14 protein-coding genes are annotated in these 13236 nt (G+C 64.6%); 12 read left to right on the top strand and 2 right to left on the bottom strand.

Translation table 11 applies throughout. The features are described from left to right. The first annotated feature begins 22 nt into the window (after positions 1-22). The 9 genes from AC07Y9_RS22275 to AC07Y9_RS22315 all read left to right on the top strand — a co-directional run bounded on the left by AC07Y9_RS22275 (position 23) and on the right by AC07Y9_RS22315 (position 7866). Positions 23-769 (top strand): amino acid ABC transporter permease, encoded by a 747-nt coding sequence (locus tag AC07Y9_RS22275; RefSeq protein WP_009045378.1) that lies wholly within the window; start codon positions 23-25, stop codon positions 767-769. Further along, positions 769-1440, top strand: coding sequence for an amino acid ABC transporter permease (locus tag AC07Y9_RS22280; RefSeq protein WP_007927139.1), 672 nt, complete (start codon positions 769-771; stop codon positions 1438-1440). Before AC07Y9_RS22275 ends, AC07Y9_RS22280 begins: the two co-directional genes overlap by 1 nt. Continuing rightward, entirely contained in the window at positions 1437-2171 is a 735-nt protein-coding gene (locus tag AC07Y9_RS22285) for an amino acid ABC transporter ATP-binding protein (protein ID WP_007927141.1), read from the top strand. Before AC07Y9_RS22280 ends, AC07Y9_RS22285 begins: the two co-directional genes overlap by 4 nt. A 156-nt stretch (positions 2172-2327) precedes the next feature. Beyond that, positions 2328-4229 (top strand): two-component sensor histidine kinase AauS, encoded by a 1902-nt coding sequence (gene aauS / locus AC07Y9_RS22290; protein ID WP_101338950.1) that lies wholly within the window; start codon positions 2328-2330, stop codon positions 4227-4229. Next, entirely contained in the window at positions 4226-5551 is a 1326-nt protein-coding gene (aauR, locus tag AC07Y9_RS22295; RefSeq protein ID WP_053262457.1) for a two-component response regulator AauR, read from the top strand. The genes aauS and aauR overlap by 4 nt, the downstream gene beginning before the upstream one ends. A gap of 28 nt (positions 5552-5579) precedes the next feature. Continuing rightward, positions 5580-5909, top strand: a complete 330-nt coding sequence (locus tag AC07Y9_RS22300; protein ID WP_162136174.1) for a GlpM family protein — start codon at positions 5580-5582, stop codon at positions 5907-5909. 235 nt (positions 5910-6144) lie between these two features. Beyond that, positions 6145-7065 carry an arginase family protein gene (locus AC07Y9_RS22305; protein ID WP_101338951.1) on the top strand — a complete coding sequence of 307 codons (921 nt, stop codon included), beginning with the start codon at positions 6145-6147 and terminating at the stop codon, positions 7063-7065. Beyond that, a complete protein-coding gene (locus AC07Y9_RS22310; protein WP_053262459.1) occupies positions 7062-7436 on the top strand; it encodes a DMT family transporter in 375 nt (124 codons plus the stop codon). Before AC07Y9_RS22305 ends, AC07Y9_RS22310 begins: the two co-directional genes overlap by 4 nt. 31 nt (positions 7437-7467) lie before the next feature. Beyond that, a complete protein-coding gene (locus AC07Y9_RS22315) occupies positions 7468-7866 on the top strand; it encodes a DMT family transporter (RefSeq protein WP_007927148.1) in 399 nt (132 codons plus the stop codon). A 169-nt stretch (positions 7867-8035) separates the two neighbouring features. Here AC07Y9_RS22315 and AC07Y9_RS22320 read toward each other — a convergent pair whose 3' ends face one another. Both AC07Y9_RS22320 and AC07Y9_RS22325 read right to left on the bottom strand, forming a co-directional pair. Beyond that, the gene (locus tag AC07Y9_RS22320; RefSeq protein WP_102678519.1) at positions 8036-8902 is read right to left on the bottom strand and encodes a fatty acid desaturase family protein; all 867 of its coding nucleotides are present in this window, start codon (positions 8900-8902) and stop codon (positions 8036-8038) included. Between the two features lie 336 nt (positions 8903-9238). Next, positions 9239-10021 carry a MipA/OmpV family protein gene (locus AC07Y9_RS22325; RefSeq protein ID WP_102678520.1) on the bottom strand — a complete coding sequence of 261 codons (783 nt, stop codon included), beginning with the start codon at positions 10019-10021 and terminating at the stop codon, positions 9239-9241. Positions 10022-10251: 230 nt separating this feature from the next. On the opposite strand from AC07Y9_RS22325, the gene AC07Y9_RS22330 reads away from it, so the two are divergent. Genes AC07Y9_RS22330 through AC07Y9_RS22340 form a run of 3 tightly spaced genes read left to right on the top strand, consistent with a single transcriptional unit; the run spans position 10252 to position 13236 of the window. After that, on the top strand, positions 10252-10971 hold the full coding sequence (locus tag AC07Y9_RS22330) for an MtnX-like HAD-IB family phosphatase (RefSeq protein ID WP_102678521.1): 720 nt from the start codon (positions 10252-10254) through the stop codon (positions 10969-10971). Continuing rightward, entirely contained in the window at positions 10964-12358 is a 1395-nt protein-coding gene (locus AC07Y9_RS22335) for an aspartate aminotransferase family protein (protein ID WP_102678522.1), read from the top strand. The genes AC07Y9_RS22330 and AC07Y9_RS22335 overlap by 8 nt, the downstream gene beginning before the upstream one ends. Beyond that, positions 12355-13236 (top strand): alpha/beta hydrolase, encoded by an 882-nt coding sequence (locus AC07Y9_RS22340; protein ID WP_053262465.1) that lies wholly within the window; start codon positions 12355-12357, stop codon positions 13234-13236. Before AC07Y9_RS22335 ends, AC07Y9_RS22340 begins: the two co-directional genes overlap by 4 nt.

The following is a 13236-nucleotide window of genomic DNA, read 5'->3' on the forward strand; positions in this document are numbered from 1 at the left end:
ATCGATCAGAGGGGAGACCCTAATGAATTACAACTGGGACTGGAGCGTGTTCTTCAAGTCCACCGGCGTGGGCAGCGAGACCTATCTCGACTGGTACATCGCGGGCCTGGGCTGGACCATCGCCATCGCCGTGGTGGCCTGGATCGTCGCACTGCTGCTGGGCTCGATCCTGGGTGTCATGCGTACCGTGCCGAACCGCCTGGTGTCGGGCATCGCCACCGTCTACGTGGAGATTTTCCGTAACGTACCGCTGCTGGTTCAGCTGTTCATCTGGTACTTCCTGGTGCCGGACCTGCTGCCGCAAAACCTGCAGGACTGGTACAAGCAGGACCTCAACCCGACCACCTCGGCCTACCTGAGCGTCGTCGTGTGCCTGGGCCTGTTCACCGCCGCCCGTGTCTGCGAACAGGTGCGCACCGGTATCCAGGCGCTGCCACGCGGCCAGGAATCCGCGGCCCGCGCCATGGGCTTCAAGCTGCCGCAGATCTACTGGAACGTGCTGCTGCCCCAGGCCTACCGGATCATCATTCCGCCGCTTACCTCGGAATTCCTCAACGTCTTCAAGAACTCCTCCGTGGCCTCGTTGATCGGCCTGATGGAGTTGCTGGCGCAGACCAAGCAGACCGCCGAATTCTCGGCCAACCTGTTTGAAGCCTTCACCCTGGCCACGCTGATCTACTTCACCCTGAACATGAGCCTGATGCTGCTGATGCGCATGGTCGAGAAGAAAGTCGCGGTGCCCGGCCTGATCTCCGTGGGGGGCAAATAATGGAATTCGATTTCACTGGCGTCGTCCCGGCCATTCCCGGCCTGTGGAACGGCATGCTGATGACCCTCAAGCTGATGGCCCTGGGCGTCGTCGGCGGGATCGTCCTCGGCACCATCCTGGCGCTGATGCGCTTGTCCCACAGCAAGCTGCTGTCGAACATCGCTGGCGTCTACGTCAACTACTTCCGCTCCATCCCGCTGCTGCTGGTGATCACCTGGTTCTACCTGGCGGTCCCCTTCGTGCTGCGCTGGATCACCGGCGAAGACACCCCGATCGGCGCGTTCGGCTCGTGCATCGTGGCCTTCATGATGTTCGAAGCGGCGTACTTCTGCGAAATCGTCCGCGCCGGCGTGCAGTCGATCCCCAAGGGCCAGATGGGCGCCGCCCAGGCCCTGGGCATGAGCTATGGCCAGATGATGCGCCTGATCATCCTGCCCCAGGCGTTCCGCAAGATGACCCCGCTGCTGCTGCAGCAGAGCATCATCCTGTTCCAGGACACCTCGCTGGTGTACACCGTGGGCCTGGTGGACTTCCTCAATGCTTCGCGCTCCAGCGGCGACATCATCGGCCGCTCCAATGAGTTCCTGATCGTTGCCGGTCTGGTGTATTTCACAATCAGCTTTGCCGCCTCGCTGCTGGTCAAGCGTCTGCAAAAAAGGTTTGCCGTATGATCTCTATCAAGAACATCAACAAGTGGTATGGGGACTTCCAGGTGCTGACCGATTGCAGCACCGAGGTCAAGAAAGGCGAAGTGATCGTGGTGTGCGGACCGTCCGGCTCCGGCAAATCCACCCTGATCAAATGCGTCAACGCCCTGGAGCCGTTCCAGAAAGGTGACATCGTGGTCGACGGCACCTCCATCGCCGACCCGAAGACCAACCTGCCGAAACTGCGCTCGCGCGTGGGCATGGTGTTCCAGCACTTCGAGCTGTTCCCGCACCTGACCATCACCGAAAACCTGACCATCGCGCAGATCAAGGTGCTGGGCCGCAGCAAGGAAGAAGCCACCAAGAAAGGCCTGCAATTGCTCGAGCGCGTCGGCTTGTCCGCCCACGCCCACAAGCACCCGGGCCAATTGTCCGGCGGTCAGCAGCAGCGTGTGGCGATCGCCCGCGCGCTGGCGATGGACCCGATCGTCATGCTGTTCGACGAACCGACTTCCGCGCTCGACCCGGAAATGGTCAACGAAGTGCTGGACGTGATGGTGCAACTGGCTCACGAAGGCATGACCATGATGTGCGTGACCCACGAAATGGGCTTCGCCCGCAAGGTCGCGGACCGGGTGATCTTCATGGACGCCGGCAAAATCATCGAAGACTGCCCGAAAGAGGAATTCTTCGGCGACATCAACGCCCGCTCCGAGCGTGCGCAGCATTTCCTCGAGAAAATCCTGCAGCACTAAAAACGATGCGGCTCGCCCCTGTAGGAGCGAGCTTGCTCGCGATGGTCGTTAACGATAACGCGTGCATCCTGGATAATGCGTTGTCCTTGAGTTCTTCGCGAGCAAGCTCGCTCCTACAGGAAGCGGGCGAGCGCTGGTTGACCCAAGGCATCTGTGATGAAATGCGACCCCACTCTCTATCGCGCCGCGCCGCCATCACTCGCCGTGAAACCCCGTCTGATCCGCCACCTGTTCCTGCCGCCACTGGTCATCGCGCTGATGATCGGCCTGGGCTACGTCGGCTTCTGGATCAGCGAGCACTACGGCATCCGCAGCCTCAGCGAGAACGGCGAACGCCAGCTGGAACTGCACGCCCGCGCGGTCGAAAGCGAGATCAGCAAATACACCTACCTGCCCAGCCTGCTGGAACTCGAATCCAGTGTGTCGCTGCTGCTCAACGACCCGACGCCGGAGCACCGGCAGACCGTCAACAATTACCTCGAAGGCCTGAACCGGCGCAGCCGCAGTCGGGCCATTTACGTGATGGACACCACCGGTCGCGTGCTGGCCACCAGCAACTGGCGCGACGTCGACAGCTACCTGGGTGAAGACCTGTCGTTCCGGGCCTATTTCCAGAATGCCGTGCGCGGCCAGCCCGGGCGCTTCTACGGCATCGGCAGTACCAATGGCGAGCCCGGCTACTACCTCGCCCACGGCCTGGAAGAACAGGGCAAGATCATCGGCGTGGCGGTGGTCAAGGTACGCCTGGAGGCCCTGGAAGAACGCTGGCAACGCGCCCGCCTGGAAGGCTTCGTCAGCGACGAGAACGGCATCATCATCCTCTCCAGCGACCCGGCCCGGCGGCTGCGGTCGGTACGCCCGCTGAGCGACGACACCAAGGAGCGCCTGGCGCGCAGCCTGCAGTATTACTGGTTCACCCTCAACGAACTGGAGCCGCTGGCCCGCGAACGCCTGGCCGAAGGCGTGGAGAAGCTGACCTTCCCGGCCAACACCGAGCTGGTGTCCGACGACAAGGAAATCAGCTACCTGTCCCAGACCCGGCCCCTGAGCGATACGCCCTGGAACTTCACCCTGCTGACGCCGCTCAAGGACCTGCGCCGCGAAGCCATCAACCAGGGCATCCTGGTGGCCGTGGCCTTCGCCCTGGTGGCTTTCCTGCTGATTGCCTGGAACGAGCGGCGCAAGGTCATCGCCACCCGCCTCGCCGCCCGCGAAGCCCTGCAGGAAGCCAACAACCAGCTGGAACGGCGGATCGCCGAACGCACCAGCGACCTGCGCGCCAGCAACGAACGGCTCAAGGGCCAGATCCGCGAACGCCGCCAGGCCGAGGAAACCCTGCGCCGCGCCCAGGACGAACTGGTCCAGGCCGGCAAGCTCGCCGCCATCGGCCAGATGTCCACCAGCATCGCCCATGAACTGAACCAGCCGCTGGCCGCCCTGCGCACCCTGTCCGGCAACACCGTGCGTTTCCTCGAGCGCGGCGCCCTGGATACCGCCAGCACCAACCTCAAGACCATCAACGAACTGATCGACCGCATGGGCCGCATCACCGCCAGCCTGCGTTCCTTCGCCCGTCGTGGCGAGGACCAGGGCGAAGCCAGCCTCGGCAAGGCCGTGGACGCCGCCCTGCAGCTGCTCAACGCGCGCCTGGAAAACCTGCCGCTGCAATTGCACCGCGACTTCAGCGAAGTCCAGGTACGGATCGACCAGACCCGCCTGGAGCAGATCCTGGTCAACCTGATCGGCAACGCCCTGGACGCCATGCAGGCCCAGCCGCGGCCGGAGCTGTGGCTGGAAGGCGAAAGCGTCGAAGGCAAATACCGCCTGCGGGTACGCGACAACGGCCACGGCATCGACGCCGAGGCGCGCAAGCATCTGTTCGAACCCTTCTTCACCACCAAACCCGGCGAGCAGGGCCTGGGCCTCGGCCTGACCCTGTCCGCCAGCCTGGCCGCCGCCACGGGTGGCAACCTGGGCGTCGAGCACCCGGCCGACGGCGGTACCGCCTTCGTCCTCAGCCTGCCCCTGGTCAGCCCTACACAAGCCGAGCCGCTATGAACAACGACCTTACCGTCCTGATCGTCGAAGACGACCCCCATGTCCTGCTCGGCTGCCAGCAGGCCCTGGCCCTGGAAGACATTCCCTGCGTCGGCGTCGGCAGCGCCGAAGAAGCCCTGGAGCGGGTCGGCGACAACTTCGCCGGGATCGTCATCAGCGATATCCGCCTGCCGGGCATCGACGGCCTGGAGCTGCTGACCCGCCTCAAGGCCCGTGACCGCAGCCTGCCGGTGGTGCTGATCACCGGCCACGGCGATATCTCCATGGCCGTCGGCGCGATGCAGAAAGGCGCCTATGACTTCATGGAAAAGCCCTTCTCCCCCGAGCGCCTGGTGGACGTCGCTCGCCGCGCCCTGGAGCAGCGCGGGCTGGCCCGGGAAGTGTCGTCGCTGCGCCGCCAGCTGGCCGAGCGCGACTCCCTCGAAGGACGGATCATCGGCCGTTCGCCGGCCATGCAGCACCTGCGGGAGCTGATCGCCAACGTCGCCGACACCTCGGCCAACGTGCTGATCGAAGGCGAGACCGGCACAGGCAAGGAGCTGGTCGCCCGCTGCCTGCATGACTTCAGCCGCCGGCACACCCACCAGTTTGTCGCCCTCAATTGCGGCGGCCTGCCGGAAAACCTGTTCGAAAGCGAGATCTTCGGCCACGAGGCCAACGCCTTCACCGGCGCCGGCAAGCGGCGTATCGGCAAGATCGAGCACGCCCACGAAGGCACGCTGTTCCTCGACGAAGTGGAAAGCATGCCGATGAACCTGCAGATCAAACTGCTGCGGGTGTTGCAGGAGCGCACCCTGGAGCGCCTGGGCTCGAACCAGAGCGTGGCGGTGGATTGCCGGGTGATCGCGGCGACCAAGTCCGACCTCGACGAACTGGGGCGCGCCAACCAGTTCCGCAGCGACCTGTATTACCGCCTGAACGTGGTGACCCTGGAGCTGCCGCCGTTGCGCGAGCGTCGCGAGGACATCCTGCAGCTGTTCGAACACTTCCTGCAGCAATCGTCCCTGCGCTTCGACCGCGCCGCGCCGGAGCTGGACAACCAGACCCTGTCGAACCTGATGAGCCACGACTGGCCGGGCAACGTGCGCGAGTTGCGCAACGTCGCCGAACGTTTTGCCCTGGGCCTGCCGGCGTTCAAGAAGTCCAGCGGCAACGCCGCGCAGGGTCTGGGCTTTGCCGAGGCGGTCGAGGCCTTCGAGCGCAACCTGCTGGGCGACGCCCTGCAACGCAGCGGCGGCAACCTGACCCAGGCCAGCCAGGAACTGGGGATGGCCAAGACCACGCTGTTCGACAAGGTCAAGAAATACGGCCTGAGCCACTAACCAGACTGCGAGAAGTACCGTGGATTTATTGCTCAAAGCCTGCCTGGGCGCCGCCGTAGTGGTGATCCTCGCCGCCCTGGCCAAGACCCGGAATTACTACATCGCCGGCCTGGTGCCGCTGTTCCCGACCTTCGCCCTGATCGCCCACTACATCGTCGGCAAGGGCCGTTCCATCGACGACCTGAAGACCACAATCCTGTTCGGCATGTGGTCGATCATTCCCTACTTCGTGTACCTGGCGACCCTCTACGTGATGGTCGACCGCCTGCGCCTGGAGGCCTCCCTGGCAGTGGCCGCGGTGGCCTGGCTGATGGCCGCCACCGTGCTGGTCAGCGTCTGGGTGCGCGTCCACGCCTGACTCCCCCCTGTAGCCGCTGCCACAGGCGGCGATAAGGCCGAAGGTCTTCAGCGATCTCAAGACCTCTGCGGCCCCTGCGGGGGCGATCGCAGCCTCGCGGGCTCGGCAGCGGCTACAGGTGCCGTTCAGCGCCCTGGCCCGTCCCTTGCATTTACCCTGTAAAGCCCGCTCTGCCTGCGTCCGCGACCTGTGACGCAGGCTTTTCCGAGGGGCGCTGCCATGGGTAAATCCTGCTTTGAACATTCTCGATCTCGACCACAGCCTGACCGCCCAGGAGCCTGTCCAGCGCCGGCTGCGCAGCGGCCAGGCGCGACGCCTGGACCTGCTGGACCTGGGCCCGAAACTGCGGCTCTGGTCCACCGAACGCACCTACCGCCACTTCACCGAACGCCTGCGGCAAAGGCCTGCCCACAGCGGCCCGCAGCCGGAAATCTTCTTTGTCGGCTCCGGTGACTACCACCACCTGACCCCGGCCTTCCTCGCCGACCTGCAACAGCCGGTCAGCCTGATCCACTTCGACAACCACCCCGACTGGGTGCGCTTCGCGCCGCGCCGGCACTGCGGTTCCTGGGTCAACCGGGCGCTGCAGCTGCCGCACATCCAGCGCATCGTCACCCTCGGGCCGTGCAGCGACGACCTGCACAACCCGCAGCTGCGCGGCGGCAACCTCGGCGCGCTGCGCCACGGCAAGCTGCAGCTGTTTCCCTGGGAGCACGCGCCCTCCAAGGTCTGGGGCCGGGTCGGCGACGGCGCCGGGCACCAGCAGCAGGAAAACCACCTGCACTGGCGCAACCTGGCCGGGCTCGACTGGCCAGCCTTCCTCGACCAGTTGATCGCCAGCCTGCCCACCCAGGCGATCTGGATCACCATCGACAAGGACGTGCTGGCCAGTACCGACGCCGCGACCAACTGGGATCAGGGCGGCATGCGCCTGAGCCACCTGCTGCAGGCCCTGCGCAGCCTGGCGGCGGGCAAGCGCATCCTCGGTATCGACATCTGCGGCGAGTTCGCCGCGCCGGCCTTCAGCAACGCCTTCAAGCGCTGGGAAGCACGCTCCGACCAACCGCCGGCCGAACGCTGGAGCGCAGCCGACCTGCTACGCAATTCGACCACCAACGAAGCCCTGATGGCGCTGTTCGAGGAGCTGTTCCCGTGACCCTGACCGTTGTCTTGCTAGTGGCGTTTTCCATTGTCCTGGACGTGATCGGCCAGCTCTGTTTCAAGCTCGGCCTGGACCGCCTGCCGGAGCTGGAAGGCGGTTTTCGCCTGAATGCCTTCTGGGGCCAGGTGTTCAACGCGCCGCTGCTGTGGTGCGGCATCGGCGCCTATGTGATCGAGTTTTTCGTCTGGCTCGAAGCCCTGTCCCGCGCGCCGCTGAGCCTGCTGTTTCCGGCGGCGGCCCTGGCCTATTGCGGCGTGGTCCTGGCCGGCAAGCTGATTCTCGGCGAGCACGTCAGCCGCCGACGCTGGCTGGGCACCCTGGTCATCACCCTCGGCGTGATGCTGGTGTGCGTCGCCAGCACCTGAGCCCCCTCAACGCTTCACAAGGAAAGATTTCATGACTGCACAGACTCACGGCTGGCTCCACGGGCGCCTCGGCACCCTGGTGCTCTGGGCCCTGCTGATCGGCTTCGAAAGCGCCGGCCAGATCGCCACCAAGGTCGGCGGCGACCAGCTGGGCCAGATGGATTTCAACCTGCAATGGCTGGCCGCGGTGGCGGTCAACCCGGGGGTGCTGCTGGCGATTGCCTGCTACATCGGCGCGTTCTTCGTGTGGATGCTGATCCTGCGGCGCAGCAGCCTGTCCCTGGCCTTCCCCCTGAGCTCGCTGGTGTTCGTGGTGGTGTTGCTCGGCTCCTGGCTGGGCCTGGGCGAGCAGATCAGCCTGCTGCACTGGGTCGGCGTGCTGGTGATCGTCGGCGGGATCGCCCTGCTGGCCGAGGGCGAAGAAGCCTAGGACATGGGGGCGCATAACGCCCCTGTAGCCGCTGCCGAGCCCGCGAGGCTGCGATAAGGCCCGCAGGGCCTTGGTTCCCAATCTCCCGCCGAACCTTTCGCGGTCTTCTGAACGCCACGACCGTACCGGTCGATCGCAGCCTGCGGCAGCGGCTACAGGTGCGCGGGCCTCAGCGCTTGGGGTGTTTCAACAGAAAGCCCAGGCCGTGGGCCAGCGGAATCACCTTCACCCCCGCCGCCCGCTGCTGTTCGCGGATCTCGCGGTGGAAGGCCTTGACCCGGGTCCAGTGCATCTTCGGCCGGTAGTGGTGTTCGGCGTGGTAGCCGTTGTTCATCCAGATCAGGTTGTAAAGCCAGCTGTAGGAACTCACGCCCCAGGCGATCGGCAGGTCCGGGTTGCCGCCCAGGTGTTCGTAATAGCCGTTGAGCGAGGACAGCGACTGTCCCAGGTACCAGAACGGCAGCAGCACCAGCAGCGCATGCCAGTCGTATAGCGCCAGCGCCACGTAGGCCAATACCGTCACGCCGATTTCCACCTTGACCCAACGCGCGTCCGCCGGGCGCTTGCGCTGCATTTCCTGGTAGATGGCCTTGGGGTCGTCGCGGAAAAAACTCAGGAAGGTGTAGGCCCAGACATTGTCCGGCTGGCCGTTGCGGCCATGCAGGTAGATCGACAGCGGGTCGATCGTAGTGCCGTCCGGCCCGGGCCGATCCGAGTTGCCACGGTGATGGCGGTTGTGGATATCGCGGTACAGGGTCTGGGAAAAACCGATGGTCACCGACAGCAGCAGATCGAAGCTGCGGTTCAGCCACGGCAGGCTGAAATAGGCGTTGTGGATCTGGTTGTGGGAAATGCTGTTGATGCTCCACGACAGGCTGAGCGCATACAACGACGCCGCCGGCAGGATCACCCACCAGGACAGGCTGTGAAAGGCCAGCACCAGCCACAGGACGAAGGAAAAATGCGCCAGGGCCATCAGGATCGGGACGATGTCCCACAGCGAATGGGCAAGCAGGCGATAAGCGGGACGAGCCATGAAGAACTTCCTGAAAAGTGGGTTCATGGCTGCCATTGCAAAGGGTGGACCAATTTCTCAGACGTAATAACGAAACGGTTCGCGACAGCAATGACACAGGCTCTCCCTGTAGGAGCGAGCTTGCTCGCGAAAAACCCCGAGATCATCCAGATAACCGGAGAGAAATACAGCACAAAAGGCAGGCTACGCCTGCATCGCGAGCAAGCTCGCTCCTACAGAAACAGCGCATGCCGGCAGAGGTATTCAGCCGCGCTTTTGTAGGAGCGAGGCTGGCTCGCGATGACGGCCTGGAAAACGCCGTCGCCCCGCAAGCCCGGCGATAAGGCCTTGCCGGCCTCAGAACTGGTAGCTGAGGGCGGTCTGGACCTGGCCCTGGTTCACTTCGCCGCGCTCGCGCACCAGGGTGCTGTCGGCCGCCGAGCCTGTCAGGTGAATCCAGCTGGCGCTGGTCATCCACGACCAGTTGCCGCCCAGGGGCACCTGCAGGTTCTGGGTCAGGGTCAGGTTCTGCAGACCGCCGCCGGCGCTGTAGCGACCGATGCCCGTCGCCTGGGCTTCGGCGTCGCTGATGCCAAAGAAGGTCTGGGTCTGCCGGGCGTCGGCGAAATGCGCGGTGAGGTTGCTGCTGCCGATGATCCCCAGGCCCAGGGGATAACCGATTTCGCCGCCGACCTTGCCCAGCAGGCCGCCCTGGCCGGAGCCCGCGCCCACCGCGCTGCCGAGGGAAGCGAACAGGCGCCAGAAGTCGTCCGGCGCGTATTGGATGTAGCCGCCGACATCGGCCATGTTCGGCACATCCCGCAGGCCGCGCAGCGAGCCGTTGGCGTTGCGTCCCGGCAAGTAGTTGATATAGGGCCCGGCGCTGAAACCCTTGGCCTTGAAGGCGTCCCAGGTCAGGCCGTCGTCGGTGTCGAGGCTGACATCGCCCCACTCCAGATCGACATAGGGCAAGGGCACGGTGTCATGCCGGCTGCCGCTGGGGTCATGGGGCTGGTAACCGATGCCCAGGCCCAGCGCGCCGCTCAATCCATTCTGGCCCCCGTCCTCGGCGAAAGCCCCGCAGACAGCCCCCAGAGACAGCAGGGCGGCGAGCAGGGCGGAGCGTGTGAAGCTGAACATGGCGCGGGTTTCCTTAAGTGAAGATGCGCGCATCAATCACCACCCTGCCCCCTCCCTGCAAGCACTGATGTTGTTTGTAGCGAGCTACAAAATTTGTAGCTCCAACCCGCCCATCCAACGCCTTGTTCCCGCGCAAAGCCCGGCCCGCCTGGGCTTGAGCCACTTGGCACAGTCCCTGCTCCAGTACCTGGCATGCGCAAAGTGCGCTCCTCTACAACAGGTAACTGCAGATGATGCACTGGCATATCGTGTGTGACTTCGACGGGACCATCACCCGCACCGACGTGATCGACAACGTCCTCCAACGCTTCGCCGACCCGAGCTGGGAAGACATCGAGCAGCAATGGCTGGATGGCCATATCGGCTCCCGGGAATGCCTCAGCCGCCAACTGGCGCTGGTCAAGGCCTCGCCCGCCGAATTGCTGGCCTGCTTCGACAGCGTCGAGATCGATCCCGACTTCCCCGACTTCGTCGATCACGTGATCGGCCTGGGCGCGTCCCTGGAAGTGGTCAGCGACGGCATCGAGCAAGGCATCGCGCGAATCCTCGCGCGCCACTACGTGAGCCTGCTGCCGATCCTCGCCAACCGTCTGCGCCAGGTCGACCAGCGCAGCTGGCGCATCGACTTCCCGCATTCCAGCGACGCCTGCCGCGCCGCGTCCGGCAACTGCAAATGCAAATCCACGCCCAAGGGCAAGCGGGTGCTGGTGATCGGCGACGGCCAGTCCGACATGTGCGTGGCCGCCAGCGCCGACTTCGTGTTCGCCAAGGGCCGCCTGGCCGAGTACTGCCAACGCCACGCCATTCCCCACGCGACCTTCGACTCCTTCGCCGAACTGCCGGCACTGCTGGCGCTGTTGCTCAACGAAGCGGCCAACGCCGGCACCTTCGCCCTCGACAACACCACCGAACACTCCGTACACACTCAGGAACTCTTCCACCATGTCTGACATTCGTATCGCTACCGCAGAAGACCAGGTGCTTCTGGAAAAAGAAGCCAAGTACTGCTCCTACGGCGACACCGTCCACTACATCGAACCGCCACGGATCTTCAGCCGCTGCGAGGGCTCCTACGTCTGGGACACCAGCGACCAGGCCTACCTCGACCTGCAGATGTGGTACTCGGCGGTGAACTTCGGCTATGCCAACCCGCGCCTGAACAACGCCCTCAAGCAACAGATCGACAGCCTGCCGCAGATCGCCAGCCAGTACCTGCACAAGGGCAAGATCGAGCTCTCGGAAATGATCGCGGTCGATGCCAAGAAGAAATTCGGCCTCGACGGCCGCGTGCACTTCAACGTCGGCGGCTCGCAGTCCATCGAGGACTCACTGAAAGTCGTGCGCAACGCCACCAACGGCAAGAGCCTGATGTTCGCCTTCGAGGGCGGCTACCACGGCCGCACCCTCGGCGCTTCATCGATCACCTCCAGCTACCGCTACCGTCGCCGCTACGGCCATTTCGGCGAGCGCGCCAACTTCATTCCCTTCCCCTACCACTTCCGCGGCCCCAAGGGCATGACCAAGGAAGAATACGGCAGCCACTGCGTGCAGCAGTTCGCCCGGCTGTTCGAGACCGAATACAACGGCGTGTGGGACCCGAAAGTCGGCCAGAGCGAATACGCCGCCTTCTACGTCGAGCCGATCCAGGGCACCGGCGGCTACGTGATCCCGCCAATGAACTTCTACAGCGAGCTCAAGCACGTGCTCGACCAGCACGGCATCCTGATGGTGGTCGACGAGATCCAGATGGGCTTCTACCGCACCGGCAAGCTGTGGTCGATCGAGCACTTCGACGTCAAGCCGGACGTGATCGTCTTCGGCAAGGCCCTGACCAACGGCCTCAACCCCCTGGGCGGCATCTGGGCCCGCGAAGAACTGATCAACCCCAAGGTGTTCCCGCCGGGTTCGACCCACTCGACCTTCGCCTCCAACCCGCTGGGCACCGCGGTGGGCCTGGAAATGTTCAAGATGACCAGCGAGACCGACTACGGCGCCATGGTCATGGAGAAGGGCAAGTACTTCCTGGCCGGATTGCAAGACCTGCAGAAGCGCTACCCGATCATCGGCGACGTCGACGGCCTGGGCCTGGCGCTGCGCTGCGAGATCTGCACCACCGACGGTTTCACCCCGGACAAGGCGACCCTGGACTACATGGTCGAGGAAGGCATGAAGGGCGACATCGAAATCAACGGCCAGCGCCTGGGGCTGATTCTCGATGTGGGCGGCTACTACAAGAACGTCATCACCCTGGCCCCCTCGCTGGAAATCAGCTACGCGGAGATCGACCTCGGCATCGCCCTGCTCGACCGTCTGCTGGACCGGGCCATGAAGCGATGAGCGCACCGATCGATCTGGACGAAGGCATCGACCTGGGTCAGGGCGATGCCGGGTTCGTGCTCGGCAGTGGCGAGGTCGCGGTGTTGTTGATCCACGGCCTCACCGGCACCCCGACGGAACTGCGTCGGGTGGCCGTCGGCCTGGCCAACGCGGGGTGCACGGTGTACGTGCCGACCCTGGCCGGGCACTGCGGCAACAACGCCGACCTGCAGGCCACCGGCTGGCAGGACTGGTACGAGGGCGTGCGCCGGACCTTCGTCGGCATCCGTCGCCGCCACCGGCAGGTGTTCGTCGGCGGCCTGTCGATGGGCGCCGTCATGTCCATGTACCTGGCCTCGGAACACCCGGGCCAGGTCAGCGGCCTGCTGATGTATTCGACCACCCTCAAGTACGACGGCTGGAGCATCAACAAGCTGGCGTTCCTCACCCCGCTGCTGATGAAGATTCCGTTCGGCGTGCACATCTGCAGCTTCGAGGAGAAGCCGCCGTACGGCATCAAGAACGAGCGCCTGCGGGCGGTGGTCGAGCGGCAGATGAAGGCCGGCGAAAGCAGCAGTGCCGGCCTGCTGACCATGGAAGGGGTGACCGTGCGCGAGCTGCACCGGATGAACGCGGTGGTGAAAAAACGCATGCCGTCGATCACCACCCCGGCCCTGGTGCTGCACTCCATCGAGGACGACATCACCAGCCGCTGGAACGCCGACTATGTCGAGCGCAAGCTCGGCGGCCCGGTGGTCAAGGTGCTGCTGGACAACTGCTACCACATGATCACCGTCGACCTGCAGTACCGCCGGGTGGTGGAGTTGAGCGCGGACTTCATCGAAAGGCAGACAGGCCCGCGGCCCGTGGCGTACGACGACCTGCGCCAGTTCGCCTGA

The organism is Pseudomonas sp. GW456-L12, from assembly GCF_059424045.1.